Here is a 26,056-nt window from a genome sequence, read left to right as displayed (position 1 = left end):
GCCTATCACTTGGTGCCTATCACGCCAGTGATCGTCAGCGTCAGCAGCACCAGCATGCCCACGATCATTGCAAACGCGTAGTGGTAGATATAGCCAGACTGCAGGTACCGGCTGGCCGCGGCGAACGTCGCCACGACACGCGCCGAGCCGTTCACGAGCAGGCCGTCGATCAGACCCTGATCGCCGCCCTTCCACAGACCCGTGCCGAGCAGGCGCGCGCCGCGCGCGAACACTGCCTGGTTGAACGCGTCCATGTAGTACTTGTTGTCCAGCAGCTTGTACAGGCCCGAGAAGCGGCGCTGGAGCGCGGCCGGAATGTCCGGGCGCTTCATGTAGAAGAACCACGACAGCACCACGCCGGCGATGGCCAGCCACAGAACCGGCGTCGTCAGCGAGTGGATCGCCATCGGCACCCAGCCGTGGAACGCTTCGCGCAGCTCTTCCATCGCGTGATGGTTCTCGCCGACGAAGATCACGTCCTTGAACGCCACGCCATGCTTGAAGAACTCGCCGAACAGCATCGGTTCGATCACGATCGCGCCGATCACGACCGACGGAATCGCCAGCAGCACCAGCGGCAACGTCACCACCCACGGCGACTCGTGCGGCTTCTGGCCCGGGGCCAGGCCATGGTGCTCGTCGTGACCGTGGTCGTCGTCATGACCATGCGCGTCGTCATGGCCGTGGGCGTCATGGCCATGCGCGTCGTGCGCCTTGCCGAAACGCTCCTCGCCATGGAACACGAGGAAATACATGCGGAACGAGTAGAACGCCGTCACGAACACACCGGCCAGCACCGCGAAGTACGCGAAGCCCGAACCCGCCAGATGCGATTCCGCCACCGCCTCGATGATCGAGTCCTTCGAGTAGAAGCCCGAGAAGAACGGCGTACCGATCAGCGCGAGCGAACCGATCAGCGAGGTGATCCACGTAATCGGCATGTACTTGCGCAGGCCGCCCATGTTGCGGATGTCCTGGTCGTGGTGCATGCCCATGATGACCGAACCGGCGCCAAGGAACAGCAGTGCCTTGAAGAACGCGTGGGTCATCAGGTGGAACACCGCCACCGAGTAGGCCGAGGCGCCCAGCGCGACGGTCATGTAGCCGAGCTGCGACAGCGTCGAGTACGCGACCACGCGCTTGATGTCGTTCTGGATGATGCCCAGGAAACCCATGAACAGCGCGGTAATCGCGCCGATGACCAGCACGAACGACAGCGCGGTGTCCGACAGTTCGAACAGCGGCGACATGCGCGTCACCATGAAGATGCCCGCGGTCACCATCGTGGCCGCGTGGATCAGTGCCGAAATCGGGGTCGGGCCTTCCATCGAGTCAGGCAGCCACACGTGCAGCGGGAACTGCGCCGACTTGCCCATCGCGCCGATGAACAGGCAGATGCAGGCCACGGTCAGCATCATCCAGTCGGTGCCAGGGAAGATCACGCCGGCGAGCTTTTCGCGGGCAGCGAACACGTCCGTGTAGTTCATGCTGCCGCTGTAGGCCAGCAGCAGGCCGATGCCGAGGATAAAGCCGAAGTCGCCGACGCGGTTCACGAGGAACGCCTTCATGTTCGCGAAGATCGCGGTCGGACGCGTGTACCAGAAGCCGATCAGCAGATACGAGACGAGGCCCACCGCTTCCCAGCCGAAGAACAGCTGCAGGAAGTTGTTGCTCATCACGAGCATCAGCATCGAGAACGTGAACAGCGAGATGTACGCGAAGAAACGGTTGTAGCCGGGGTCGCCTTGCATGTAGCCGACGGTGTAGATATGCACCATCAGCGAGACGAAGGTCACGACCACCATCATCATCGCGGTCAGCGAATCCACCAGGAAGCCGACTTCCAGCTTCAGGCCGCCGATGTTCATCCATTCGTACACGGTGGCGTTGTAGCTGGCGCCATCCATCACGTCGCGCAGCACCAGCAGCGAGAGCACGCAGGCGATCGCGACGCCGAGGATCGTCGCCGAGTGGGCGACGATACGGCCGCCGCGCGTATCGGAGGAGAACAGGCCGAAGAACTTCGTACCGAGCAGGCCGGCTATCGCGGCGCCGGCGAGCGGCGCAAGCGGAATCGCCAGCAGCAGGTTGGGGTCGAGCGTGGTTGCCATAGGACGCTTATTGGTGTGCGGTCGGTGAGCGGTCTTTGTTCGTGACGTGGTTCGGCACGGATCAGCCCTTGAGGGTATCCATGTCGTCGACGTTGATCGTGTCCAGGTTGCGGAACAGCACGACCAGGATTGCCAGACCGATTGCCGACTCGGCAGCGGCCACCGTGAGGATGAAGAAAACGAAAACCTGACCAGCCAGGTCGCCCAGGTAATGCGAGAAGGCGACGAAGTTGATGTTCACCGCAAGCAGCATCAGCTCGATCGCCATCAGCAGCACGATCACGTTCTTGCGGTTCAGGAAAATGCCAACGATGCTGATCGCGAACAGGATCGCACCGAGCACGAGGAAGTGAGCGAGAGAGAGCACAGCGAAATCTCCGGGCTTAGTTCTTGTTTGCGGTTGCCGCGGCATCCGCTTCCGCCCGGGCCTGGGCACCCTCCGCCGGCATGCTCACCATGCGGATACGATCGTTACGGCGCGTGCGCAGCTGGGCCGAGACGTCCTGGCCCTTCGCGTCCTTGCGGCGGCGCAGCGTCAGCGCGACGGCCGCGACGATTGCCACCAGCAGGATGATGCCGGCCACTTCGAATGCGTACACGTAGTCGGTGTAGATCAGCTTGCCCAGCGCGTGCGTGTTCGAATAGTTCGGGTCCTGCATGCCGGGCGCGACGACGGGCGTCGTGGTGCCGACGAAGTTGCGCACGAGCACGATCGCCATTTCCGCGATGATCAGCGCGCCGATCACCGAGGCCATCGGCACATAGGTCCAGAAATCTCGCCGCAGGTGCTCGATGTCGATATCGATCATCATCACCACGAACAGGAACAGCACCATCACGGCGCCCACATACACGAGCACGAGCAGGATCGCGAGGAACTCCGCCTTCAGCAGCATCCAGATGGCGGCCGCCGTGAAGAACGACAGTACGAGGAACAGTGCTGCGTGCACCGGATTCTTGGCCGTGATGACTTTCAGTGCGGAGAGCACCAGCACCAGGGCAAAGACATAGAAGATGGTGGTCGTGAGTTCCATGGTCCGTGTCGGATACTTTCGGATACTTCGCCGCGCTTCGCGCAGGCCACCCCACGGGTGTCCCGCCTTGCTGCGGCATCCTTCAGTTGGGCCCCCGGTCATTGCCGGGGCGCGCCGATTCGTAAAGCTAAAACCTGCGTATGACGCTTAGCGGTATTTCGCGTCGGCGGCCTTCGCGGCTGCGATCTGCGGCTCGTAGCGGTCGCCCACTGCCAGCAGCATGTCCTTCGTGAAGTACAGGTCGCCGCGCTTCTCGCCGTGGTACTCGAGCAGGTGGGTCTCGACGACCGCATCCACCGGGCACGCCTCTTCGCAGAAGCCGCAGAAAATGCACTTGGTCAGATCGATGTCGTAGCGCGTGGTACGGCGCGTGCCGTCGTTACGCACATCCGATTCGATCGTGATGGCCAGCGCCGGGCACACCGCTTCGCACAGCTTGCAGGCGATGCAGCGCTCTTCCCCGTTGGGGTAGCGGCGCAGCGCATGCAGGCCGCGGAAACGCGGCGAGATCGGCGTCTTCTCTTCGGGGAACTGGACGGTGACCTTGCGCGCGAAGAGATAGCGGCCAGTCAGCGCCATGCCCTTGAAGAGTTCCTTCAGGAGCAGGCTTGCGAAAAAGTCCTTGATCGTGGTCAGCATGACAATTGCTTCCTAATTCAGTGCCAGATGTTCCACGGCGACTTGATCCAGATCGCCACGATGATCAGCCAGCCCACCGTCAGCGGGATGAACACCTTCCAGCCCAGACGCATGATCTGGTCATAGCGGTAGCGCGGGAACGAAGCGCGAATCCAGATGAACACGGACAACAGCAGGAAAACCTTGAACAGCAGCCAGAAGAAACCCGGGATTGCGTTCGTGATGAAGCTCGAGAACGGCGGCGCCCAGCCACCGAGGAACAGCAGCGCGGTCATCGTCGAGATGACGATCATGTTGATGTACTCGGCCAGGAAGAACAGCGCGAACGCCATGCCCGAGTATTCGATCATGTGACCGGCCACGATTTCCGACTCGCCTTCCACCACGTCGAACGGATGGCGGTTGGTTTCGGCCACGCCCGAGATGAAGTAGACGCCGAACATCGGCAGCAGCGGCAGCCAGTTCCACGACAGGATGTTGATGCCCATGTCCGCGAAGTAGCCGGTGTTCTGCCCGTTGACGATCGCGGACAGGTTCAGGCTGCCGGCCACCATCAGCACCGTGACGAGCGCGAAGCCCATCGCGATTTCGTACGACACCATCTGCGCCGCGGCGCGCATGGCGCCGATGAACGCGTACTTCGAGTTCGAGGCCCAGCCGGCCAGGATCACGCCGTAGACGCCGACCGAGCTGATCGCCATCACGTACAGCAGACCGGCGTTCACGTCGGCCATCACCACTTCGGCCTGGAACGGCACTACCGCCCAGATCGCGACGGCCGGCATCAGCACCATCAGCGGCGCGATGATGTACATGCCGCGGCTGACCTGCGTCGGGAACATGACTTCCTTCAGCAGCAGCTTCAGCACGTCGGCGATCGGCTGCAGCAGGCCCAGCGGGCCCACGCGGTTCGGGCCCAGACGCACGTGCATCCAGCCGATCAGCTTGCGCTCCCACAGAATCAGGTAGGCCACGCACAGCAGCAGCGGCACCACGATGACCACGGCGCGAATCAGGATCCACAGCGGCGTCCAGACGCTGCCGAAGATGGCGTGACCTTGCGAGGTAATCCAATCGATCATGTTGCGTTCTCGCTCTTCTTATTCGCTTAGGCGGTGACCGCCGCGGCCTGCTGGCCCGCGGACAGATCGATTGCCTTCTCTACCGTGACCGTGCCGAACAGCGCGCCGAGGCTCGCCGCCGCGGTCGTCGCGGCCGACACGCGCACCGTGTTCGCCGGCAGCGTGTTCTCCAGCGCGGCGGGCAGCACCACGCTGCCACCGTCCTGCGTCACGCGCACGGGGTCGCCCACCTGCACGCCCAGCTTGTCGAACAGATCCGACGACAGGCCCACCTGCATCGCGCGGCGCGCGGCAGCGGTCAGCTGCAGCGAGTCGGCACGGCGCACGATCGGGTCGGCGTGATAGATGGGCACGTCGGCGATGCGCTCGACGGCGCCGGCTGCGGCAGCCGTCACCTTGATCGGTGCATCGGTCGTGTTGTTCAGCGTCGGCGCGATGGCCTTGGCCAGCGCCTCTTCACGCACGGCCTCGGCCGTATCGAAGTCGAAGCCCGCCACGTCCAGCATGTTGCCCAGCACGCGCAGCACCTTCCACGCCGGACGCGACTCGCCGAGCGCGCGCACCACGCCGTTGAAGCTCTGTGCCGTGCCTTCGGCGTTCACGAACGTACCGGCCGTTTCGGTGAACGGCGCCACCGGCAGGATCACGTCCGCGTATTGCAGCGCGGCGTCCGAGCGGAATGCCGACAGCACGACGACGGTACCGGCCTGGCCCAGCGCGGCCAGGGCCTTGCGCGGATCGGCGGTATCGAATTCGGGTTCGGCGTTCAGCACGACGTATGCCTTGCGCGGCGCGTCGAACATGGCCTGTGCGTTGGCACCGCCCTGTTGCGGCAGCGCGCCGGCCACGTAACCGCCGACCGTGTTGGCCGCCTCGGTCAGGAAGCCCAGCGTCGCCGACGTTTCCGTGGCGATCCACTGCGCCAGCGCATGCAGCGTCGAGAATTGCGGGTGACGCACGGCCTCGTTGCCGAGGAACACCGCGCGGCGTTCGCCGGACAGCAGCGCGTCGGCAATCTTCTTCGCGGCGTCGTTTGCCGATCCGTCGGCCTCGAAGCCAGCCGTACCGGCCGGTGCGGCCACGCCCTTGGCGGCGGCGATCGCATTGGCGATGCCGGCCAGCGCGGCGGTCCAGCCCGACGGGGCCACGTCCACGCGTGCGGCCAGCGGCATCAGCAGGTCTTCACCGCCGGCGCCGAGGACGGCCACGCGGGCGCCCTTCTTGCCAGCCTGGCGCAGACGCGCGGCCAGCAGCGGATGATCCTTGCGCAGCGAGGAGCCGATCACGAGCACGCGTTGCAGCGCGGACACGTCGGCCACCGGCAGGCCCAGCCACGGCGTGCCGCCGAGCTTGGCCGAGAAATCGGTCTGGCGCAGACGGAAGTCGACGTTGTCGCTGCCGATGCCGCGCATGAACTTGCCCAGCAGATACAGTTCCTCAAGCGTGCTGTGGGGGCTCGCCAGCGCGGCGATCTGGTCCGCGCCATGGTCGCGCTTGATGCTGGCCAGGCCATTCGCCACGTATTCGAGCGCGGTCTGCCAGTCGGTTTCCATCCACTGGCCGCCCTGCTTCAGCAGCGGACGGGTCAGACGGTCCTGGCTGTTCAGGCCTTCGTACGAGAAACGGTCCTTGTCCGAGATCCAGCACTCGTTGACGTCTTCGTTCTCGAGCGGCAGCACGCGCATCACGCGCTGGTTCTTGGTCTGCACGACCAGGTTCGCGCCCAGGCCGTCGTGCGGCGACACCGACTTGCGGCGTGCGAGCTCCCACGTACGGGCCGAGTAGCGGAACGGCTTGCTGGTCAGCGCGCCGACCGGGCACAGGTCGATCATGTTGCCCGACAGTTCCGAGTCAACGGTCTGGCCCACGAACGTCGTGATTTCCGAGTGCTCGCCGCGGTTCAGCATGCCGAGCTCCATCACGCCGGCCACTTCCTGGCCAAAGCGGACGCAGCGCGTGCAGTGGATGCAGCGCGTCATCTCTTCCATGGAGATCAGCGGGCCCACGTTCTTGTGGAACACCACGCGCTTCTCTTCCTTGTAGCGCGACTCCGATGCACCGTAGCCCACGGCCAGATCCTGCAGCTGGCATTCGCCGCCCTGATCGCAGATCGGGCAGTCGAGCGGGTGGTTGATCAGCAGGAATTCCATCACGGACTTCTGCGCCTTGACGGCCTTCTCGGAGTTCGTGAAGACCTTCATGCCCGGGGTCACCGGCGTGGCGCACGCGGGCAGCGCCTTCGGCGCCTTTTCCACTTCGACCAGGCACATGCGGCAGTTCGCCGCGATGGACAGCTTGCGGTGGTAGCAGAAGTGCGGGATGTACGTGCCCAGCTTGCGGGCGGCTTCCATCACGAGGCTGCCTTCCGCAACCTCTACCTTCTTGCCATCGATCTCGAGTTCAACCATGTTCTGCCACGCTTAGGAGTGGGCCGGGTGGGCCGGGACCATGCACTGCTTGTGTTCGACGTGATATTCGAACTCTTTCCAGTAGTGCTTGAGCATGCCGCGCACCGGCATCGCCGCCGCATCGCCGAGCGCGCAAATCGTGCGGCCCATGATGTTTTCGGCAACGTTGTTGAGCAGGTCCAGGTCTTCCTGGCGGCCTTCTCCGTGTTCAATACGATTGACCATGCGATAGAGCCAGCCGGTGCCTTCACGGCACGGCGTGCACTGGCCGCACGACTCTTCAAAATAGAAATACGACAGGCGCAGCAGCGAACGCACCATGCAGCGCGTCTCGTCCATGACGATCACGGCGCCCGAGCCCAGCATCGAGCCGGCCTTGGCGATCGAGTCGTAATCCATGTCCGTCGCCATCATCATGTCGCCCGGCACCACGGGTGCCGACGAGCCGCCGGGAATCACGGCCTTGATGCGCTTGCCGCCGCGCATGCCGCCGGCGAGCTCGAGCAGCGTCGCGAACGGCGTGCCCAGCGGAATCTCGTAGTTGCCCGGGCGCTCGATGTCGCCGGAGATCGAGAAGATCTTGGAGCCGCCGTTGTTCGGCTTGCCCATCTTCAGGTAGTTCTCCGGGCCGATCTCGAGCAGGAACGGCACCGCCGCGAACGTCTCGGTGTTGTTGATCGTCGTCGGCTTGCCATACAGGCCGAAGCTCGCCGGGAAAGGCGGCTTGAAGCGCGGCTGGCCCTTCTTGCCTTCGAGCGACTCCAGCAGCGCGGTCTCTTCGCCGCAGATGTACGCGCCATAGCCATGGTGCGCATGCAGCTGGAAGTTGAAGCCCGAGCCGAGGATGTTGTCGCCGAGGAAACCGGCGGCGCGCGCTTCTTCCAGCGCTTCCTCGAAGATCTTGTACTCGTTCCAGATCTCGCCGTGGATGTAGTTGTACCCCACGGTGATACCCATCGCATACGCGCCGATGGCCATGCCTTCGATCAGCGAATGCGGGTTGTAGCGGATGATGTCGCGGTCCTTGAACGTACCGGGCTCGCCCTCGTCGGTATTGCAGACCAGGTACTTCTGGCCGGGGAACTGACGCGGCATGAAGCTCCACTTCAGGCCGGTCGGGAAGCCCGCGCCGCCACGGCCGCGCAGACCCGACGCCTTCACGTCGGCAATCACCTGCTCCGGCGGAATCTTCTCGGTCAGGATGCGGCGCAGCTGCTTGTAGCCGCCACGCTTGACGTAGTCCTCGAGGTGCCAGTTCTTGCCGTCCAGGCCAGCCAGGATCAGCGGCTTGATGTGACGGTCGTGCAGACTAGTCATATTACTTGCCCCCCTTGGCAGCGGCCTCGGCACGCAGTTCCTCGATCAGTGCGTCGAGCTTGTCGTTGCTCATGAAGCTGCACATGCGGGTGTTGTTGACGATGGCCACCGGCGCGTCGCCGCAGGCGCCCATGCACTCGCCTTCCTTCAGCGTGAAGCAGCCGTCCGCGGTGGTTTCGTTGTAGTCGATGCCAAGCTTCTGCTTGAGGTAGTCGCCCGCGCGTTCGCCGCCCGACAGCGCGCACGGCAGGTTCGTGCAGACCGTGAGCTTGTACTTGCCCACCGGCTTGGTGTCGTACATGTTGTAGAACGTCGCCACCTCTTCCACCCACACGGGCGGCATCTCGAGGTAGCTCGCGACGAACTGCATGACTTCGGGGGAAACCCAACCCACCTCGCCCTGTGCAACGGCGAGTGCCGCCATCACGGCCGACTGTTTCTGGTCGGTCGGATACTTCGCGATCGCGCGATCGATTTCCTTGAGAGCTTCTGCTGATAGCATGGTCATTGCAGTAAAACGGCGAACGCCACGTGACATTCCACGCGGCACGTCCGCTGGTTTGCAGCCGTCGCTGCCTTGTTCCGCCAGTTGGCCGCCGTCATGCCCGGATCGTCGTCCGGGCAACGGCCCAAATCCTTAGCGGTCGATCTCGCCGAACACGATGTCCTGCGTGCCGATGATCGTGACCGCGTCCGCAATCATGTGCCCCTTGGCCATTTCGTCGAGGGCCGCGAGGTGAGCAAAGCCGGGCGCGCGGATCTTCAGGCGGTACGGCTTGTTCGCGCCGTCCGAGATCGCATAGATACCAAACTCGCCCTTCGGATGTTCCACGGCCGCGTAGGCTTCGCCCGGCGGCACATGGATACCTTCGGTGAAGAGCTTGAAATGGTGAATCAGCTCTTCCATGTTCGACTTCATGTCCACGCGCGACGGCGGTGCCACCTTGTGGTTCTCGGTGATGACCGGACCCGGGTTGCGGCGCAGCCAGTCCACGCACTGCTTGATGATGCGGTTCGACTGGCGCATTTCTTCCACGCGCACGAGATATCGCGCGTAGCAGTCGCCGCCAACGCCAACCGGCACATCGAAGTCGACCTTGTCGTACACCTCGTAGGGCTGCTTCTTGCGCAGATCCCACTCGATACCCGAACCGCGCAGCATCGGACCGGTAAAGCCCATCTGCAGCGCGCGCTCCGGGCTCACGACGCCCACGTCCACCAGGCGCTGCTTCCAGATACGGTTATCGGTCAGCAGCGTCTCGTATTCATCGACGTAGGTCGGGAAACGGTTCGTGAAGTCCTCGATGAAGTCCAGCAGCGAGCCCGAACGCGCTTCGTTCATCGCCTTGATGGCGCGCTCGTTGTGGATCTTCGACGCACGGTATTGCGGCATCGTGTCCGGCAGGTCGCGATAGACGCCGCCCGGACGGTAGTAGGCCGCGTGCATGCGCGCGCCCGACACCGCCTCGTACATGTCGAACATGTCCTCGCGCTCGCGGAACGCGTACAGGAACACCGCCATCGCCCCCACGTCCAGCGCGTGGGCGCCGATCCACATCAGGTGGTTCAGCAGGCGGGTGATCTCGTCGAACATCACGCGGATGTACTGCGCGCGGATCGGCACTTCGATGCCGAGCATCCGCTCGATCGCCATCACGTAGGCATGCTCGTTGACCATCATCGACACGTAGTCGAGACGATCCATGTACGGCACGCTCTGAATCCAGGTCTTCTGTTCCGCCAGCTTCTCGGTGGCACGGTGCAGCAGGCCGATATGGGGGTCGGCGCGCTGGATCACTTCGCCGTCCAGCTCAAGCACCAGACGCAGCACGCCGTGCGCTGCAGGGTGTTGGGGACCGAAGTTGAGGGTGTAGTTCTTGATATCTGCCATGGCGCTCTTAGTGCTGCGTGCCGCCGTAGTTTTCCTCGCGAATCACGCGTGGCGTGATTTCGCGCGGCTCGATCGTCACCGGCTGGTAGATGACCCGCTTCTGCTCCGGGTCGTAGCGCATCTCGACGTAGCCGGAAACCGGGAAATCCTTGCGGAACGGGTGGCCGACGAAACCGTAGTCGGTCAGCAGGCGACGCAGGTCCGGATGCCCTTCGAACACGATGCCGTAGAAGTCGAACGCTTCGCGTTCGAACCAGTTCACCGAGTTCCACACGTCGATCACCGACGCCAGCACGGGCAGGTCGTCGTCGGGCGCGAACACGCGCACGCGCAGACGCCAGTTGTGCGTCACGGACAGCAGGTGCGAGACCGCGGCGAAACGGGGGCCATCCCACGTGCCTTCGGCGTAATCGGAATAATCCACGCCGGCGAGGTCGATCAGCTGTTCGAAGCGCAGCGACGGATCGTCGCGCAGCAGCTGGGCGGTTTCGAGATAATCGGCGGCCTTCACGATCAGCGTCAGTTCGCCGAGGGTTTCGGTCAGCGATTGCACGCGCTTGCCGAGAACCTTCTCGAGCGCGGCCTTCAGAGTGTCGAGCGTCGCCATTGTCAGCCCTTGCGCGCGATGGTGTTGGTGCGGCGAATCTTGTTCTGGAGCTGGATCACGCCGTAAATCAGCGCTTCCGCCGTCGGCGGGCAGCCCGGAACGTAGATATCGACCGGCACGATGCGGTCACAACCACGCACTACCGAATACGAGTAGTGGTAGTAGCCGCCGCCATTGGCGCACGAGCCCATCGAGATCACCCAGCGCGGCTCGGCCATCTGGTCGTAGACCTTGCGCAGCGCGGGCGCCATCTTGTTGCACAGCGTGCCGGCGACGATCATCACGTCCGATTGTCGGGGCGACGGGCGGAAGACCACGCCGAAACGGTCGAGGTCATAGCGCGCGGCGCCGGCATGCATCATTTCCACGGCACAGCAGGCCAGGCCAAACGTCATCGGCCACAGCGAGCCCGTGCGGGTCCAGTTGATCAGCTTGTCAGCGGTCGTCGTGACAAAGCCTTCGTTGAGAACGCCTTCGATTGCCATTTCACATCACTCCCAATCGAGCGCGCCCTTTTTCCAGATGTAGACGAAGCCCACGATGAATTCCAGCAGAAACACGCCCATCGCGAAGAACCCGGGCCAGCCGATGTCCTTGAGGGCAACGCCCCACGGAAACAGGAAAGCCGTTTCGAGATCGAACAGGATGAACAGGATGGCGATGAGGTAGTAGCGCACGTCGAACTTCATGCGCGCATCCTCGAATGCTTCGAAGCCGCACTCGTATGGCGACAGCTTCGCGGGATCAGGCTTGTTGGGACCGAGTATCCGACCGATGGACATCAGTGCCAAACCGAGCACGACACCAAAGAGGATGAAGATGAGGACGGGGAAGTAGGCTTCGAGAGTCAAGGTACGGCCAGCCTTATCTGGAATGTTGTCAACAGCACCAGCTGAAGCGGCGTCCTGTTGCCCACCCCAAGCGCCATTCCGTACGAAATTACGGCGCCGCCTTGCGGACTGCCGGAGCCCTCTGTGGATTATCGGTCCGGATACTACGTTTCTTGAAGCCATTCCTGAAGAATGACTGTCCAGAAAACGTTCTTAACGTACCCGGCGCCCTGCTTCCACTTCGAGGACTCCGATCAAGTTGTTTGGTGCCGACGGCGAGACTCGAACTCGCACAGCTTTCGCCACTACCCCCTCAAGATAGCGTGTCTACCAATTTCACCACGTCGGCTGGGGGAGAAACAATATTGCCTGGCGCCGGGTTTTTACACCCTCCGGTTCCCATGCAAGAGCGTTTTTCTCTTGCCTGGTTCCCGTCGCTGGGGAATCGTTTCAAGCCTTGCATTCTATCCCAAGTTTCCTGATTTGTTCAATGCACAACTGCAAATTTAATCAGGAATCTTCGAAAGAGCAGGCCAATTATTTCGGAACAGCAGGTGCGGCGGGCACGGACGATGCGTCCGAAGCCGCTGCGGCAGGTGCGGAGGCCGATGCGGCCGGCGCGCTTGCAACCGGTGCCTGGCTCGCGCCCATCACGCCCAGCGAGGTCTGCGGCTTGTAGTTGCCAAGCAGCGTCAGACCCAGCGTGCAGACGAAAAACAGCGACGCCAGCACCGCGGTGGTACGCGACAGGAAGTTCGCGGAGCCCGTGGCCCCGAACAGACTGCCCGAGGCGCCCGAGCCGAACGCCGCACCGACGTCCGCGCCCTTGCCATGCTGCAGCAGCACCAGGCCGATCACGCCGAGTGCCGACAGGACCTGCACCAGTACTAACAATGTCTTGAAGATTGCCATGTGATTACATTCGTTCGCTTGCCTGATCCATCCATGCGTTCGGCACTCAGGCGTTGCCGATCGCCAAGAAATCTTCCGCCTTCAACGAAGCGCCACCAATCAGGCCTCCGTCGATATCGGACATCGAAAACAGTTCGGCCGCATTATCGGGCTTCACGCTGCCGCCGTACAGAATCTGCATCCGCGCGGCCACATCGGCCGAAGCCGCCGCCACCTGCTTGCGCAGATACGCGTGCACGGCCTGTGCCTGCTCGCTCGTCGCGGTCTTGCCGGTACCGATGGCCCAGACGGGCTCATAGGCCAGCACGATCCGACCCAGCTGCTCGATAGAGAGCGCCTCCACCACGGCGGCCAGCTGACGCCCCACCACGGTTTCCGTCTCGCCCGCCTCGCGCTGCGCGAGCGTCTCGCCCACGCAGACCACGGGAGTGAGCCCCGACTCCAGCGCGCGCAGCGCCTTGGTCGCGACGGTCGCATCGGTTTCGCCATGATAGGAGCGGCGCTCCGAGTGACCCACGAGCACGTAGGCGCAACCGAATTCCGCGAGCATCGGCGCGGCCACTTCACCGGTGAACGCCCCGCGCACTTCCGCGGACACGTCCTGGGCACCCCATCCGATCGCCGTGCCGGCCAGCGTGGCCTGGCACTGTGCCAGATACGGGAACGGTGCGCACACCGCGAGACGCGCCCGGGCCGGTGCCGCCTTGATACCGTCCAGCAGTGCCGCGTTGGCGGCGAGGCTGCCGTGCATCTTCCAGTTACCGATGACCAGCTTTTGTCTCACGGGGTCCCCTCTCGATCAAAAACCCGCTATTGTAGCGCGCGCCCCGGCCATTTACCACGTGAGCATGATCTTGCCCACGTGCTCGCTCGATTCCATGAGGCGGTGCGCATCCGCGGCCTGCGCGGCGGGGAACACCTTGTGGATCACGGGCTTGATCTTGCCCGACGCGAGCAGCGGCCATACGTGCTGGTGGAGCGCGTCGGCAATCGCCCCCTTGAACGCGGGCGGACGCGGACGCAGCGTGGAACCGGTGATCGTGATGCGACGGCGCAGTACGTCGGAGAGCGGAATCTCGGCCTTGCCGCCGCCGAGCAGCGCGATGATCACGATGCGGCCGTCGTCGGCGATGCACGACAGTTCGCGCGCGAGGTACGAACCCGCGACCATGTCGAGGATCACGTCCACACCCTTGCCTTCGGTCAGCGCCTTGACCTCGGCCGCGAAGTCCTGCGTCTTGTAGTTGATCGCGCGATCGGCGCCGAGCGCCTCGCAGGCCTTGCACTTGTCGTCGCTGCCCGCCGTGACGAACACCCGGAAGCCCATCGCCTTCGCGATCTGGATCGCAGTCGTGCCGATCCCGCTGGACCCGCCCTGGATCAGCAGCGTTTCCTGCGCGCCGCGCGGGCCCTTGCCCAGCTGGCCGCGATCGAACACGTTGCTCCACACCGTGAAGAACGTCTCGGGCAGGCCCGCCGCCTCGATATCGCTGAGCCCGGCCGGCACCGGCAGGCATTGCTCGATCGGCGCGGTGCACAGTTCCGCGTAGCCGCCGCCCTGCACCAGCGCGCAGACGCGGTCGCCGACCTTGAGGCCGAAACGATTGGCCGCGTGCGAGAGATCGCCACCCACGATGACGCCCGCCACTTCGAGCCCGGGCAGATCGGACGCGCCCGGCGGCACCGGATAGTTGCCCGTGCGCTGGAACACGTCGGGACGATTGACGCCCGCGGCGGCCACGCGAATCAGGATCTCGCCGGCCTTGGCGACGGGATCGGGACGCTCGGTCAGCTGCAGGACGTCGGGTGCGCCGTATTCACGGATCTCGATGGCTTTCATCTGGAGGACTCCTCTCGATTTTGTTGTCCGGGAGTGTAAACAAAAAAAGCGGCTGGACATTGCCAGCCGCTTCTTATTCCTGCTGCTACTGATTACTGCTGATTGTTGCCAGACGTATCCGGCGCGTCCGAAGTACCGCTCGGCACGATCGGGCTGATGCTGCCGCCCTCTTCCGCCAGCGCCGCCTTCAGCGACAGGCGCAGACGACCCTTCTCGTCGGCCTGGATCAGCTTCACGCGAACGTGCTGGCCTTCCTTCAGCCAGTCCTTGATGTCCTTCACGCGCTCGTTGACGATCTCGGAGATATGCAGCAGACCGTCCTTGCCCGGCAGGATGTTCACGATGGCACCGAAGTCCAGCAGCTTCAGCACGGTACCGGCGTAGATCTTGCCCACTTCGGCTTCCGCGGTGATGCCCTCGATGCGGCGCTTGGCTTCCGCCATGCCATCGGTCGAGGTCGAGGCGATCGTGATCGTGCCGTCTTCCTGGATGTCGATGGTCGTGCCCGTTTCCTTGGTCAGCGCCTGGATGGTCGAGCCGCCCTTGCCGATCACTTCGCGGATCTTGTCCGGATGGATCTTCATCGTGATCATGCGCGGTGCGTGCTCCGACAGCTCGGTGCGCGCATGGCCCATGGCACCCTGCATGGCGCCCAGGATGGTCATGCGGCCTTCGCGGGCCTGCGCCAGCGCAACCTGCATGATCTCCTTGGTGATGCCCTGGACCTTGATGTCCATCTGCAGCGCGGTGATACCCGAATCGGTACCGGCCACCTTGAAGTCCATGTCGCCGAGGTGATCCTCGTCGCCGAGGATGTCGGTCAGCACGGCGAACTTGTTGCCTTCGAGAATCAGGCCCATGGCCACGCCGGCGACGTGCGCCTTGACGGGAACGCCCGCATCCATCAGCGCGAGGCAGCCGCCGCAGACCGAAGCCATCGACGACGAACCGTTGGACTCGGTGATTTCCGACACCAGACGGATCGTGTACGCGAATTCGTCGTCAGCCGGCAGCACGGGGATCAGTGCGCGCTTGGCCAGACGGCCGTGACCGATTTCGCGGCGCTTGGGGCTGCCCACGCGACCGGTTTCGCCCGTGGCGAACGGCGGCATGTTGTAGTGGAGCATGAAGCGGTCGCGGTACTCGCCGGCCAGCGCGTCGATGATCTGCTCGTCGCTCTTGGTGCCCAGCGTGGCCACCACGAGTGCCTGCGTTTCACCACGCGTGAACAGCGCGGAGCCGTGGGCGCGCGGCAGCACCGACGAACGGATCTCGATCGGGCGCACGGTGCGCGTGTCGCGGCCGTCGATACGCGGCTCGCCGGCCAGGATCTGGCCACGCACGATCTTCGCTTCGAGGTCGAACAGGATGTTGCCGACTTCCACCTTCTCGGCTTCCACACCGGCTTCGGCCAGCTTGGCGTCCACCGCGGCGAACACTTCCTTCAGCTTCTGGCTGCGGGCCGACTTCTGGCGCAGCTGATAGGCTTCCTGCAGCAGCGGCAGCGCGATCTCGCTGACCTTGGCGATCAGCGGCTCGTTCTTCGCGGCCGGTGCCCAGTCCCACTCGGGCTTGCCGCCCTCGCGCACGAGCTCGTGAATCGCATTGATCGCGATCTGCATCTGCTCGTGGCCGTACACCACGGCGCCCAGCATCACGTCTTCCGACAGCTGCTGCGCTTCCGATTCCACCATCAGCACGGCGCGCTCGGTACCGGCGACCACGAGGTCCAGCGACGACGAGGCGATTTGCGAGCGGGTCGGGTTCAGCAGGTACTGGCCATCCTTGTAGCCCACGCGCGCGGCGCCCACGGGGCCGTTGAACGGAATGCCCGACACGGCCAGCGCGGCCGAGGCACCGATCAGCGCCGGGATGTCGGCCGGCACTTCGGGGTTGATCGACACCACGTGGATCACCACCTGGACGTCGTTGTAGAAGCCTTCCGGGAACAGCGGACGCAGCGGACGGTCGATCAGGCGCGAGGTCAGCGTCTCGTTTTCCGACGGACGGCCTTCACGCTTGAAGAAGCCGCCGGGGATCTTGCCGGCCGCATAGGTCTTCTCGATGTAATCGACGGTCAACGGGAAGAAGTCCTGGCCGGGCTTCGGGCTCTTGGCCGCGACCACGGTAGCCAGCACCACGGTGTCTTCCACATCGACGATCACGGCGCCGCCAGCCTGGCGGGCGATTTCGCCGGTTTCCATGCGGACCGTATGCTGGCCCCACTGGAATTCCTTGACGATCTTGTTGAACATGGTCATGAGCGTTCCTTGATTCATGCTGACGCGCCATGCTCATGCATGGGCGCGCCGCGCCTGCGTTCGCAGCCGCAGGCGTACTGCCGGATTGACGCCGGCCGCAGTCGCAGGGAAGTGCTATGCCATTCCATCGGGCCACCCACCACTGGGTTGATGTCGATGCGCACGATGGAATGACACAAGGCCCCGGTTCCTTGGATCCGGCTCCGGTGTCTCGGAGCTAAAGAGCAAAACAACTTACTCCGTTACACGCCATGGTGCAACGGGGAATAGCCACCAGAAAAGCAAAATGCCTGCCTCAGCAGCGCTGACGCAGGCATCGAGGACCTGGCTTGCGACCTTACTTGCGCAGACCCAGCTTTTCGATCAGGGCGCGATAGCGGTCCGCATCGCTGGCCTTGAGGTAGTCCAGCAGGCGGCGACGACGGCTCACCATGCGCAGCAGACCGCGGCGGCTGTGGTGATCCTTCATGTTGGCCTTGAAGTGCGGGGTCAGTTCGTTGATGCGGGTGGTCAGCAGGGCCACCTGAACTTCGGGGCTACCCGTGTCGTTCGTGCCGCGCGCGAACTGCTTGATGACTTCGGACTTGTTGATATCGGCAACTGCCATGATGATTTCCTTTACGTTTCACTTGCGAACACCGCAGCGCGGAATGCGCCGCCGGCGTCGTGCCAGCTCCATCGCCACCGGCAAGCCGGCAAACGATAGCCGCGCATTATAGCCGAATTCCCACGCATGGCGAAACTGGCGGTCCGGGCGCCGCCGTGTGGCCCCCAAGCCGCTCCAAACGACTACACTCTCTGTATCCGCCTCCGGGCCACCCCGCTTGCTTCCGCCATGACGCATCTCACGACTCTCCTGCACCGCGCGCGCCGCTTCGCGGCCGGCGCCGCGCTCGTCGCCGCCACGGTGGCGATCACCGGCTGCGCAGCCCTCGCCCCGGTCCAGACCGGCCAGAAACTGATCGGCCAGCCGGAAGCCGCCGTGCGCGCCACATTCGGCCAGCCGACCGACATGTTCCAGCTCAAGGACGGCACCACGCGCTGGATCTACTCCACGCAGCCGCTCGGCGAGGACGCCTACGCGGCCACGTTCGACCGCAACGGCAACCTTGCCGACTTCCGCAACATGCTGACCACGGAAGAGCTCTACAAGGCACAGGTCAACGTCTGGACCAAACAGGACGTGCTCGAGCACTATGGCGCGCCGCGCGAGCCCAATCAGTACTTTCCGATCATGAAGCGCGAGGTCTGGACCTATCGCTTCTTCCAGGACCGGATGTGGTACTCGATGTTCAACTTCTACTTCGACGACGCCGGCGTGCTGCGCCAGACGCAGATCACGCCCGACCCGCTGCGCGACCGCCCCGAGCGGTAAACGAAAACATCCCGCGCACGCGCCTCGTGAGCGCGTGGCGGGATGACGCAGGGATCCGTGATCAGATCTGCGGATTGATCTTCTGCACGGCCTTGTCGTGCAACTTGTTCAGCGCGGCCAGATAGGCCTTGGCCGACGCGGCGACGATATCGGGATCGGTCCCCACGCCGTTGACGATGCGACCGCCCTTCGAGAGGCGCACGGTCACTTCGCCCTGCGCCTGCGTGCCGGTGGTGATCGCGTTCACCGAATACAGCACGAGCTCGGCGCCGCTCGACACCTTGCCCTCGATCGCATGCAGCGTCGCATCGACGGGACCGTTGCCATCGCCCTCGCCCGTGTGCTCGTGGCCGTCCATGCTGAACACGACGCGCGCATGCGGACGCTCGCCCGTTTCCGAACGCTGCGACAGCGAGATAAAGCGGTAGTGGTCGTTGGCCGCGTCGCTCGCTTCGCCCGAGACGATGGCTTCGATGTCCTCATCGAAGATCTCGGCCTTCTGGTCGGCGAGCTCCTTGAAGCGCGCGAACGCCGCATTGACCTCGGTCTCGCTCTCGAGCTCGATGCCGAGTTCCTGCAGGCGCTGCTTGAATGCGTTGCGGCCCGACAGCTTGCCCAGCACGATCTTGTTGGCGGTCCAGCCCACGTCTTCCGCGCGCATGATCTCGTACGTGTCGCGCGCCTTGAGCACGCCATCCTGATGGATGCCCGACGCGTGCGCGAACGCGTTCGCGCCGACCACGGCCTTGTTCGGCTGCACCACGAAGCCCGTGATCTGCGACACGAGCTTGGAGGCGGGCACGATCTGCGTGGTATCGATGCCGACGTCCATGTCGAAGTAGTCGCGGCGCGTCTTCACGGCCATGACCACTTCCTCGAGGCTCGTGTTGCCCGCACGCTCGCCCAGGCCGTTGATCGTGCATTCGATCTGGCGCGCGCCGCCGAGCTTGACCGCGGCCAGCGAATTCGCCACGGCCATGCCGAGGTCGTTATGGCAGTGCACGGACCACACGGCCTTGTCCGAGTTCGGAATGCGCTCGCGCACCGAGCGGATCAGGCCCGCGTAGCCTTCCGGCACCGCATAGCCGACCGTGTCGGGCAGGTTGATGGTGGTCGCGCCCTCGGCAATCACGCCTTCGAGCACGCGGCACAGGAAGTCCATGTCCGAACGGCTGCCGTCTTCGGGCGAGAACTCGATATCGTCGGTGAACTGGCGCGCGAAACGCACCGCCAGGCGCGCCTGCTCGTACACCTGGTCCGGCGTCATGCGCAGCTTCTTTTCCATATGCAGCGCGGAGGTCGCGATGAACGTATGGATACGGAACGAGTTCGCGGGCTTCAGCGCCTCGGCCGCGCGCGCGATGTCCTTGTCGTTGGCGCGGGCCAGCGAGCAGATCGTCGAATCCTTGACCACCTGCGCGATCGAGCGAATCGCCTCGAAATCGCCATTGGAGCTCGCGGCAAAACCGGCCTCGATCACATCGACCTTCAGGCGCTCCAGCTGGCGCGCGATGCGGATCTTCTCCTCGCGCGTCATCGAGGCGCCCGGCGATTGTTCGCCATCGCGCAAGGTCGTATCGAAAATGATGAGTTTGTCAGACATTTTGTGGAGCTCCTGAGACTTTTATGTGTGTGCCGGTCCGGGTGCCGGAGGTCAAATGCAAAACGCCCCGGCGTGCAATCGATGCAGGCCGGGGCGTGAAAGAATCCTTGTGGATTTCGCGCTGGAAATTGGGTTTCCGTCTTCCCTCAGCGCGCGCGCGTCCCGGCTCGGTTGCCTAGTAGGCCGCCCAGTAGGGTAATCGCGAGGAGGGATTGCAGCGAAATCATGTTGGCGACTATAGCCGGTTTGCTTTATCCGTGCAACTCAGCGTTTCCCGCTCATTTCGGCGGAATCCGCAGCTTCTGCCCCGGATAAATCTTGTCCGGGTGCGTCAGCATCGGCTTGTTCGCCTCGAAGATCCGGTTGTACTCGGCCCCGTTGCCATAGGCCGCCTGCGAAATCGCCCACAGCGTGTCGCCCTTCACCACGGTGTGCCATTGCGATTCGGTGGACGCGGTACTCACGGACATCTTGTCCTCCACCTGATCCACACCCTCGACATTGCCGCAGCAGAGAATGATCTTCTCGCGCGTGGCCTGGTCGGCCGCCACACCGAACACGGTGACCTTGCCCTGCGAGCCGTCCACCGTGACAGTCAGGCCCGTCGCGTCGAGCCCCATCTGCTTGATGTACGCCTCGATCGCGTCGCCGGCGGCACGATTGGCCGCCTCGACCTTCTCGGTGGACGCATCGGCTTTGGCGGCATCCTGCGCCGCCTTGGCCTCGCCCTTGCCGAACAGCTTCTCTCCTGCTTCCCTGATGAAGTCGAACATGCCCATGACGTCCTCCCTACAGCAATGAAAGTGAATGAAGTTGCGACCTAAACTCAGTGCGGCGCGCTGTTCTTTCGCACGCCGCCGGGCTGGCCGTGCAACGCACGCCAGGCCCACAACACGTAGCCAGAGATCGCATAGGCCACGAACAGTCCGAACAGCGCCACGGGCGGATCCGTCGATACGACGACGAACAGCACGAGCACCAGCACCATCATGCCGAACGGCACGCGGTAGCGTACGTCGAGCGCCTTGCCGCTGTAGAACGGCGCGTTGGATACCATCGACAGGCCCGCGTAGAGCGTCAGGGCAAACGCCACCCACGGCATCCACAGTTCCTTCACGGGCAGCTTGTTGTCGATCACGAGCCAGACGAAGCCCGCGACCAGCGCGGCCGCGGCCGGGCTCGGCATGCCCTGGAAGAAGCGCTTGTCGACCACGCCGATATTCGCGTTGAAGCGCGCGAGCCGCAGCGCCGCGCACGTGCAATACACGAACGCCGCGATCCAGCCCCACTTGCCGAGGTCGTGCAGGATCCATTCGTACATCACCAGCGCGGGGGCCACGCCGAACGACGTCATGTCGGACAGCGAGTCGTACTGCTCGCCGAACGCACTCTGCGTGTTCGTGATGCGCGCGACGCGCCCGTCCATGCCGTCCAGCACCATGGCCGCGAAGATCGCGATGGCCGCGGCGTCGAAGCGCATGTTCATCGCCTGCACGATCGCGAAGAAGCCCGCGAACAGCGCCGCCGTGGTGAACGCGTTGGGCAGCAGGTAGATGCCGCGCCGGCGCGGCCGCGGACGCACGTACTCGACGTCGTCGTGCTCCTCGGCGTCGTCGAAACCGTTGTCGTATGCGCTGTCGTTGCGCAGCTGGTTATGGCGGAACGGACGCAGATGCGTCACGTTGCCATTGTTCGCCCGCTTGTTGCGGCGATTGAAGGCACCCATGCCAGTCTCCTGTCCCGGGGTGGCTTATTTCAGTTCGTCGAGCTCGGCGAGCACCGTGGACGAGGCCGAGACCTTCTCGCCGATCGTCACGCGCGGGCGCGCATCCACCGGCAGGTACACGTCGACGCGCGAGCCAAAGCGGATAAAGCCGTAGCGCTGGCCGCGCGAGAGCGTGTCACCCACCTTGGTGTAGCACAGGATACGGCGCGCCACCAGACCCGCCACCTGCACGAGCGTGACGATCTGGCCGTCGCCGGCGCGGCGGATCACCAGCGCGTTGCGCTCGTTCTCCACGGATGCCTTGTCGAGGTCCGCGTTGACGAACTTGCCGGGGAAGTATTCGAGCTTCTCGACCTTGCCGTCGAGCGAGGAACGGTTCGAGTGCACGTTGAACACGTTCATGAACACGCTGATCTTGAGCGCTTCGCGGCCCGCGTACGGGTCCTGCGTCTTCTCGACCACGACGATGCGGCCATCGGCCGGCGCGAGGATCGCGTTCGCCGCCGAGGGAATCGGGCGCGGCGGATCGCGGAAGAACTGCAGCACGAACAGCGTGATGATCCACAGCGGCAGCGCCCACCAGAAGCCCGCGCTGACGTGAACCAGCAGCGAGATGACGAATGCGCCGGCCAGGAACGGCCAGCCTTCACGGGCGATCAGCGGATGAGGATAGTTCATGCAAATTTGGTCAGAAGTTCATTCACGGCGACAGGATAACAAAAAGCCGCCCAGGCACCGCCAAAATCGCACCGGCCGTCTTGGACGGCGCGGCTGGGCGGTACGGTGGGCGGCTGCGGGGCAAGGTGGCCGCCCTGTCGCGCGGCCACGCTGCCTTGCGGCTGCGTCTTAGTTCTTCGACTGATCGACCAGCTTGTTCTTGGCGATCCACGGCATCATCGCGCGCAGCTTCGCACCCACTTCTTCGATCTGGTGCTCGGCCGTCAGGCGGCGGCGCGAGATCAGGGTCGGAGCGCCGGCCTTGTTCTCGAGCAGGAAGCTCTTTGCGTATTCGCCGGTCTGGATGTCCGTCAGGCACTGCTTCATGGCCTTCTTGGTCTCTTCGGTCACGACGCGCGGGCCCGTGACGTACTCGCCGTACTCGGCGTTGTTCGAGATCGAGTAGTTCATGTTGGCGATGCCGCCTTCATAGATCAGGTCGACGATCAGCTTCAGTTCGTGCAGGCACTCGAAGTACGCCATTTCCGGCGCGTAGCCGGCTTCCACCAGCGTCTCGAAGCCAGCCTTGATCAGCTCGACGGTACCGCCGCACAGCACGGCCTGCTCGCCGAACAGGTCGGTTTCGGTTTCTTCGCGGAAGTTCGTCTCGATGATGCCGGCACGGCCGCCGCCGTTGGCGGTGGCGTACGACAGCGCGATATCGCGTGCCGCGCCCGACTTGTTCTGATGCACGGCGATCAGGTGGGGCACGCCGCCGCCTTGCGCGTACGTCGAACGCACGGTGTGGCCCGGTGCCTTCGGCGCGATCATGATCACGTCGAGGTCGGCGCGCGGGATCACGGCGCCGTAGTGCACGTTGAAGCCGTGCGCGAAGGCCAGCGCGGCGCCTTCCTTGATGTTGTCGTGCACTTCGTTCTTGTACACGTCGGCGATCTGCTCGTCCGGCAGCAGGATCATGACCACGTCCGCGCCCTTCACGGCCTCGGCCACTTCCTTGGTCTGCAGGCCGGCATTGACGGCCTTGTTCCACGACGCGCCGCTCTTGCGCAGACCCACCGTCACGTTCACGCCCGAATCCTTCAGGTTCTGTGCGTGGGCGTGGCCTTGCGAGCCGTAGCCGATGATGGTGACGTTCTTGCCCTTGATCAGGGAGAGGTCCGCGTCCTTGTCGTAAAACACTTTCATGATGATTCCTTCAATTGCTTTGATCTGGGATATAGGGGGTGGCGTCCCGCCCCGTCTGGACCGGGACCGCCGCTGCCGGGGGCGCCGGTCAGACCTTCAGGATGCGCTCGCCACGTCCAATACCGGAGCCGCCCGTACGAACGGTTTCCAGGATCGCCGTACGGTCGATCGCGTCGAGAAACGCGTCCAGCTTGCCGCCGTTGCCGGTCAGTTCGATGGTGTACGTTTTCTCGGTCACATCGATGATGCGGCCGCGGAAAATGTCCGCGGTGCGCTTCATCTCTTCGCGTTCCTTGCCGACCGCGCGCACTTTCACGAGCATCAGCTCGCGCTCGATGTGCGCGCCTTCGGTCAGGTCCACAACCTTGACCACCTCGACCAGGCGGTTCAGATGCTTCGTGATCTGTTCGATCACGTCATCCGAACCCGTGGTCACGATGGTCATCCGTGACAGCGAAGCATCCTCGGTCGGTGCCACCGTCAGCGTCTCGATGTTGTAACCGCGCGCGGAGAACAGCCCCACCACGCGCGAGAGCGCGCCGGGTTCGTTTTCCAGCAGGACGGAAATGATGTGTCGCATTACAGGTCCTCCGAGCCGAGCAGCATTTCGGAGATTCCCTTGCCGGCCTGGACCATCGGCCACACGTTCTCGGTGGGGTCGGTCTGGAAGTCCAGGAACACGGTGCGGTCCTTCAGGCGGAATGCCTCGCGCAGGGCGGGCTCGACGTCGGACGCACGCTCCACGCGCATGCCGATATGGCCATACGACTCGGCGAGCTTGACGAAGTCGGGCAGCGCGTCCATGTACGAGTGCGAGTAACGGTTGTCGTACTCGATTTCCTGCCACTGGCGCACCATGCCCAGATAGCCGTTATTGAGCGAGCAGATCTTGACGGGCGTGTTGTACTGCTTGCACGTCGACAGTTCCTGGATGCACATCTGGATCGAGCCTTCACCGGTGATGGTGACGACTTCCTTGTCCGGGAACGCCTTCTTGATGCCCATCGCGTACGGCAGGCCGACACCCATGGTGCCGAGGCCGCCCGAGTTGATCCAGCGGCGCGGTTCGTCGAACTTGTAGAACTGCGCGGCCCACATCTGGTGCTGGCCGACGTCGGAGCAGACGTACGCATCGCCCTTGGTCAGTTCCCAGATCTTCTCGACCACGTACTGCGGCTTGATGATCTCGGAGCTGCGGTCGTACTTGAGGCAGTCCACCGAACGCCATTGCTCGATCTGGTCCCACCACTTGGCCAGCGCCTCGCGTTTGGGCTTGACGTCGCTGGCCTGCAGCTGGGCGATGAGCTCCTGCAGCACGTCCTTGACGTTGCCGACGATGGGGATATCCACCTTCACGCGCTTCGAGATCGACGACGGGTCGATATCGATATGGATGATCTTGCGCGCCTGCGAGGTGAAGTGCGACGGGTTGCCGATCACACGGTCGTCGAAGCGCGCGCCGATCGCGATCAGCACGTCGCAGTTCTGCATGGCCATATTGGCTTCATACGTGCCGTGCATGCCGAGCATGCCCAGGAACTGCTTGCTCGTGCCCGGGAACGCGCCCAGGCCCATCAGCGTGTTGGTGACCGGATGGCCGGTGACCGCGGCCAGCTGGCGCAGCTCGTCGCTGGCGTTGGCCAGCACGACGCCGCCGCCCGTATAGATATACGGACGCTCGGCCTGCTGCAGCAGCGCCACGGCCTTGCGGATCTGACCCGAGTGACCCTTGTTCACCGGGTTGTACGACCGCATGTCGATGGTCTTCGGATACTCGAAGCGGCAGGCGTTGCGCGACACGTCCTTCGGGATATCGACCACGACCGGGCCGGGACGGCCGGTGGAGGCGATAAAGAAGGCCTTCTTGATCGTCGCGGCCAGGTCGCGCACGTCCTTCACGAGGAAGTTGTGCTTGACGATGGGTCGCGTGATGCCGACCGTGTCGCACTCCTGGAATGCATCCTGGCCGATCGCGTGCGTGGGCACGTTGCCGGTGATGACCACCAGCGGGATCGAGTCCAGGTAGGCCGTGGCGATACCGGTCACGGCGTTCGTCACGCCGGGGCCCGATGTCACCAGTGCCACGCCGACCTTGCCGGTCGCGCGTGCATAGCCATCGGCGGCATGAACGGCAGCCTGCTCGTGGCGCACCAGGATGTGCTCGAATTTCGTTTGCTTGTGAAGCTCGTCGTAGATGTAAAGCACGGCGCCGCCGGGGTAACCCCAGACGTACTCGACGCCTTCTTCGGCAAGTGCATGGACGAGGATTTCCGCGCCGATCATTTCGGGTGCGGAGGAGGCATTGCTGTCTGCGTGGGAAAATTCCGCGCTGGGCATGTTCATTTCAGTCCTTTGCAATTTTCGGCAAAAAATTGTTTGGATGCTCTCTGCCGGGCTTGTGGCTCGGGTTCAAGCGGTGCGCGTCTGCATGGAAGACCGCCTCATAAGCGGCCAAATGAGACAACCACTGATGTCGTGTGAACCGCAGATGATACTGCAATGCCCTGGCGCGGTCTATGGTCTTGTCATGCCGGCCCGCAACTGGCCGTGCAGTCTC

At 63.8% G+C, this 26,056-nt stretch carries 25 protein-coding genes and 1 tRNA gene; 1 reads left to right on the top strand and 25 read right to left on the bottom strand.

The annotated features are described in order from the left end of the window. Positions 1 to 5: 5 nt before the first annotated feature. The 18 genes from nuoL to rpsO form a co-directional block, all read right to left on the bottom strand. On the bottom strand, positions 6 to 2,111 hold the full coding sequence (nuoL, locus tag AAHB16_RS11875; RefSeq protein ID WP_150372342.1) for an NADH-quinone oxidoreductase subunit L: 2,106 nt from the start codon (positions 2,109 to 2,111) through the stop codon (positions 6 to 8). Between the two features lie 61 nt (positions 2,112 to 2,172). Further along, positions 2,173 to 2,478, bottom strand: a complete 306-nt coding sequence (nuoK, locus tag AAHB16_RS11870; protein ID WP_010809122.1) for an NADH-quinone oxidoreductase subunit NuoK — start codon at positions 2,476 to 2,478, stop codon at positions 2,173 to 2,175. 16 nt (positions 2,479 to 2,494) lie between these two features. Continuing rightward, positions 2,495 to 3,145: an NADH-quinone oxidoreductase subunit J gene (locus AAHB16_RS11865; RefSeq protein WP_150372344.1), complete on the bottom strand. Its 651-nt coding sequence runs from the start codon at positions 3,143 to 3,145 to the stop codon at positions 2,495 to 2,497. Between the two features lie 147 nt (positions 3,146 to 3,292). Then, positions 3,293 to 3,784, bottom strand: a complete 492-nt coding sequence (gene nuoI, locus AAHB16_RS11860) for an NADH-quinone oxidoreductase subunit NuoI (RefSeq protein ID WP_109581656.1) — start codon at positions 3,782 to 3,784, stop codon at positions 3,293 to 3,295. A 17-nt stretch (positions 3,785 to 3,801) separates the two neighbouring features. Further along, positions 3,802 to 4,866: an NADH-quinone oxidoreductase subunit NuoH gene (gene nuoH, locus AAHB16_RS11855; RefSeq protein WP_150372345.1), complete on the bottom strand. Its 1,065-nt coding sequence runs from the start codon at positions 4,864 to 4,866 to the stop codon at positions 3,802 to 3,804. A 26-nt stretch (positions 4,867 to 4,892) separates the two neighbouring features. Then, positions 4,893 to 7,274 carry an NADH-quinone oxidoreductase subunit NuoG gene (nuoG, locus tag AAHB16_RS11850; RefSeq protein WP_150372346.1) on the bottom strand — a complete coding sequence of 794 codons (2,382 nt, stop codon included), beginning with the start codon at positions 7,272 to 7,274 and terminating at the stop codon, positions 4,893 to 4,895. Between the two features lie 12 nt (positions 7,275 to 7,286). After that, complete coding sequence (gene nuoF / locus AAHB16_RS11845) at positions 7,287 to 8,591, bottom strand: NADH-quinone oxidoreductase subunit NuoF (RefSeq protein ID WP_150372347.1); 1,305 nt, start codon at positions 8,589 to 8,591, stop codon at positions 7,287 to 7,289. A gap of 1 nt (position 8,592) precedes the next feature. After that, positions 8,593 to 9,093 carry an NADH-quinone oxidoreductase subunit NuoE gene (nuoE, locus tag AAHB16_RS11840; protein WP_150372348.1) on the bottom strand — a complete coding sequence of 167 codons (501 nt, stop codon included), beginning with the start codon at positions 9,091 to 9,093 and terminating at the stop codon, positions 8,593 to 8,595. 135 nt (positions 9,094 to 9,228) lie between these two features. Next, positions 9,229 to 10,482 carry an NADH-quinone oxidoreductase subunit D gene (locus tag AAHB16_RS11835; protein WP_150372349.1) on the bottom strand — a complete coding sequence of 418 codons (1,254 nt, stop codon included), beginning with the start codon at positions 10,480 to 10,482 and terminating at the stop codon, positions 9,229 to 9,231. A 7-nt stretch (positions 10,483 to 10,489) separates the two neighbouring features. Then, positions 10,490 to 11,089, bottom strand: coding sequence for an NADH-quinone oxidoreductase subunit C (locus AAHB16_RS11830; RefSeq protein WP_150372350.1), 600 nt, complete (start codon positions 11,087 to 11,089; stop codon positions 10,490 to 10,492). 2 nt (positions 11,090 to 11,091) lie between these two features. After that, positions 11,092 to 11,574: a NuoB/complex I 20 kDa subunit family protein gene (locus AAHB16_RS11825; RefSeq protein WP_020203631.1), complete on the bottom strand. Its 483-nt coding sequence runs from the start codon at positions 11,572 to 11,574 to the stop codon at positions 11,092 to 11,094. Between the two features lie 6 nt (positions 11,575 to 11,580). Beyond that, positions 11,581 to 11,940 (bottom strand): NADH-quinone oxidoreductase subunit A, encoded by a 360-nt coding sequence (locus tag AAHB16_RS11820; RefSeq protein WP_109581662.1) that lies wholly within the window; start codon positions 11,938 to 11,940, stop codon positions 11,581 to 11,583. Between the two features lie 243 nt (positions 11,941 to 12,183). Next, a tRNA-Leu gene (locus AAHB16_RS11815) sits at positions 12,184 to 12,268 on the bottom strand. 188 nt (positions 12,269 to 12,456) lie between these two features. Further along, on the bottom strand, positions 12,457 to 12,831 hold the full coding sequence (gene secG / locus AAHB16_RS11810) for a preprotein translocase subunit SecG (protein WP_342050954.1): 375 nt from the start codon (positions 12,829 to 12,831) through the stop codon (positions 12,457 to 12,459). A gap of 46 nt (positions 12,832 to 12,877) precedes the next feature. Continuing rightward, a complete protein-coding gene (gene tpiA, locus AAHB16_RS11805) occupies positions 12,878 to 13,615 on the bottom strand; it encodes a triose-phosphate isomerase (protein WP_150372352.1) in 738 nt (245 codons plus the stop codon). A 51-nt stretch (positions 13,616 to 13,666) separates the two neighbouring features. Then, the gene (locus AAHB16_RS11800; protein WP_150372353.1) at positions 13,667 to 14,671 is read right to left on the bottom strand and encodes an NAD(P)H-quinone oxidoreductase; all 1,005 of its coding nucleotides are present in this window, start codon (positions 14,669 to 14,671) and stop codon (positions 13,667 to 13,669) included. Between the two features lie 92 nt (positions 14,672 to 14,763). Then, positions 14,764 to 16,932, bottom strand: a complete 2,169-nt coding sequence (pnp, locus tag AAHB16_RS11795) for a polyribonucleotide nucleotidyltransferase (RefSeq protein WP_150372354.1) — start codon at positions 16,930 to 16,932, stop codon at positions 14,764 to 14,766. Positions 16,933 to 17,269: 337 nt separating this feature from the next. Beyond that, complete coding sequence (gene rpsO, locus AAHB16_RS11790) at positions 17,270 to 17,539, bottom strand: 30S ribosomal protein S15 (protein ID WP_092138848.1); 270 nt, start codon at positions 17,537 to 17,539, stop codon at positions 17,270 to 17,272. A 228-nt stretch (positions 17,540 to 17,767) separates the two neighbouring features. Between rpsO and AAHB16_RS11785 the strand changes: the two genes are divergently transcribed. Continuing rightward, positions 17,768 to 18,307 carry a hypothetical protein gene (locus tag AAHB16_RS11785; RefSeq protein ID WP_342050953.1) on the top strand — a complete coding sequence of 180 codons (540 nt, stop codon included), beginning with the start codon at positions 17,768 to 17,770 and terminating at the stop codon, positions 18,305 to 18,307. A gap of 61 nt (positions 18,308 to 18,368) precedes the next feature. Here the strand turns inward: AAHB16_RS11785 and AAHB16_RS11780 are convergent, their stop codons facing one another. From AAHB16_RS11780 to AAHB16_RS11750, 7 genes are all read right to left on the bottom strand, one after another. Further along, positions 18,369 to 19,910: a 2-isopropylmalate synthase gene (locus AAHB16_RS11780; protein ID WP_150372355.1), complete on the bottom strand. Its 1,542-nt coding sequence runs from the start codon at positions 19,908 to 19,910 to the stop codon at positions 18,369 to 18,371. Between the two features lie 278 nt (positions 19,911 to 20,188). Next, positions 20,189 to 20,689 carry a peptidoglycan-binding protein LysM gene (lysM, locus tag AAHB16_RS11775; RefSeq protein WP_150372356.1) on the bottom strand — a complete coding sequence of 167 codons (501 nt, stop codon included), beginning with the start codon at positions 20,687 to 20,689 and terminating at the stop codon, positions 20,189 to 20,191. A 47-nt stretch (positions 20,690 to 20,736) separates the two neighbouring features. Continuing rightward, positions 20,737 to 21,636 carry a CDP-diacylglycerol--serine O-phosphatidyltransferase gene (gene pssA, locus AAHB16_RS11770; RefSeq protein ID WP_150372357.1) on the bottom strand — a complete coding sequence of 300 codons (900 nt, stop codon included), beginning with the start codon at positions 21,634 to 21,636 and terminating at the stop codon, positions 20,737 to 20,739. Between the two features lie 24 nt (positions 21,637 to 21,660). Further along, positions 21,661 to 22,314, bottom strand: coding sequence for a phosphatidylserine decarboxylase (locus AAHB16_RS11765; RefSeq protein WP_150372358.1), 654 nt, complete (start codon positions 22,312 to 22,314; stop codon positions 21,661 to 21,663). A gap of 168 nt (positions 22,315 to 22,482) precedes the next feature. Next, positions 22,483 to 23,499, bottom strand: coding sequence for a ketol-acid reductoisomerase (gene ilvC / locus AAHB16_RS11760; protein WP_109581672.1), 1,017 nt, complete (start codon positions 23,497 to 23,499; stop codon positions 22,483 to 22,485). An 88-nt stretch (positions 23,500 to 23,587) separates the two neighbouring features. Further along, complete coding sequence (gene ilvN / locus AAHB16_RS11755; protein ID WP_008643328.1) at positions 23,588 to 24,079, bottom strand: acetolactate synthase small subunit; 492 nt, start codon at positions 24,077 to 24,079, stop codon at positions 23,588 to 23,590. Beyond that, on the bottom strand, positions 24,079 to 25,842 hold the full coding sequence (locus AAHB16_RS11750; RefSeq protein ID WP_150372359.1) for an acetolactate synthase 3 catalytic subunit: 1,764 nt from the start codon (positions 25,840 to 25,842) through the stop codon (positions 24,079 to 24,081). Before AAHB16_RS11750 ends, ilvN begins: the two co-directional genes overlap by 1 nt. Positions 25,843 to 26,056 lie beyond the last annotated feature (214 nt).

The sequence above is a fragment of the Cupriavidus sp. OTU4054 genome (genome assembly GCF_038440175.1).
GTDB lineage: Bacteria > Pseudomonadota > Gammaproteobacteria > Burkholderiales > Burkholderiaceae > Cupriavidus > Cupriavidus pauculus_D.
This window is presented reverse-complemented; position numbering and strand designations above follow the sequence as displayed.

What these genes read in the sequence shown, in the direction of transcription:
- nuoL (WP_150372342.1), bottom strand. Translation starts at nt 2,111, where the DNA reads ATGGCAACCACGCTCGACCCCAACCTGCTGCTGGCGATTCCGCTTGCG.
- AAHB16_RS11865 (WP_150372344.1), bottom strand. Translation starts at nt 3,145, where the DNA reads ATGGAACTCACGACCACCATCTTCTATGTCTTTGCCCTGGTGCTGGTG.
- nuoI (WP_109581656.1), bottom strand. Translation starts at nt 3,784, where the DNA reads ATGCTGACCACGATCAAGGACTTTTTCGCAAGCCTGCTCCTGAAGGAA.
- nuoH (WP_150372345.1), bottom strand. Translation starts at nt 4,866, where the DNA reads ATGATCGATTGGATTACCTCGCAAGGTCACGCCATCTTCGGCAGCGTC.
- nuoG (WP_150372346.1), bottom strand. Translation starts at nt 7,274, where the DNA reads ATGGTTGAACTCGAGATCGATGGCAAGAAGGTAGAGGTTGCGGAAGGC.
- nuoF (WP_150372347.1), bottom strand. Translation starts at nt 8,591, where the DNA reads ATGACTAGTCTGCACGACCGTCACATCAAGCCGCTGATCCTGGCTGGC.
- nuoE (WP_150372348.1), bottom strand. Translation starts at nt 9,093, where the DNA reads ATGCTATCAGCAGAAGCTCTCAAGGAAATCGATCGCGCGATCGCGAAG.
- AAHB16_RS11835 (WP_150372349.1), bottom strand. Translation starts at nt 10,482, where the DNA reads ATGGCAGATATCAAGAACTACACCCTCAACTTCGGTCCCCAACACCCT.
- AAHB16_RS11830 (WP_150372350.1), bottom strand. Translation starts at nt 11,089, where the DNA reads ATGGCGACGCTCGACACTCTGAAGGCCGCGCTCGAGAAGGTTCTCGGC.
- AAHB16_RS11825 (WP_020203631.1), bottom strand. Translation starts at nt 11,574, where the DNA reads ATGGCAATCGAAGGCGTTCTCAACGAAGGCTTTGTCACGACGACCGCT.
- secG (WP_342050954.1), bottom strand. Translation starts at nt 12,831, where the DNA reads ATGGCAATCTTCAAGACATTGTTAGTACTGGTGCAGGTCCTGTCGGCA.
- AAHB16_RS11800 (WP_150372353.1), bottom strand. Translation starts at nt 14,671, where the DNA reads ATGAAAGCCATCGAGATCCGTGAATACGGCGCACCCGACGTCCTGCAG.
- pnp (WP_150372354.1), bottom strand. Translation starts at nt 16,932, where the DNA reads ATGACCATGTTCAACAAGATCGTCAAGGAATTCCAGTGGGGCCAGCAT.
- rpsO (WP_092138848.1), bottom strand. Translation starts at nt 17,539, where the DNA reads ATGGCAGTTGCCGATATCAACAAGTCCGAAGTCATCAAGCAGTTCGCG.
- AAHB16_RS11785 (WP_342050953.1), top strand. Translation starts at nt 17,768, where the DNA reads ATGACGCATCTCACGACTCTCCTGCACCGCGCGCGCCGCTTCGCGGCC.
- AAHB16_RS11780 (WP_150372355.1), bottom strand. Translation starts at nt 19,910, where the DNA reads ATGTCTGACAAACTCATCATTTTCGATACGACCTTGCGCGATGGCGAA.
- lysM (WP_150372356.1), bottom strand. Translation starts at nt 20,689, where the DNA reads ATGGGCATGTTCGACTTCATCAGGGAAGCAGGAGAGAAGCTGTTCGGC.
- pssA (WP_150372357.1), bottom strand. Translation starts at nt 21,636, where the DNA reads ATGGGTGCCTTCAATCGCCGCAACAAGCGGGCGAACAATGGCAACGTG.
- AAHB16_RS11765 (WP_150372358.1), bottom strand. Translation starts at nt 22,314, where the DNA reads ATGAACTATCCTCATCCGCTGATCGCCCGTGAAGGCTGGCCGTTCCTG.
- ilvC (WP_109581672.1), bottom strand. Translation starts at nt 23,499, where the DNA reads ATGAAAGTGTTTTACGACAAGGACGCGGACCTCTCCCTGATCAAGGGC.
- ilvN (WP_008643328.1), bottom strand. Translation starts at nt 24,079, where the DNA reads ATGCGACACATCATTTCCGTCCTGCTGGAAAACGAACCCGGCGCGCTC.
- AAHB16_RS11750 (WP_150372359.1), bottom strand. Translation starts at nt 25,842, where the DNA reads ATGAACATGCCCAGCGCGGAATTTTCCCACGCAGACAGCAATGCCTCC.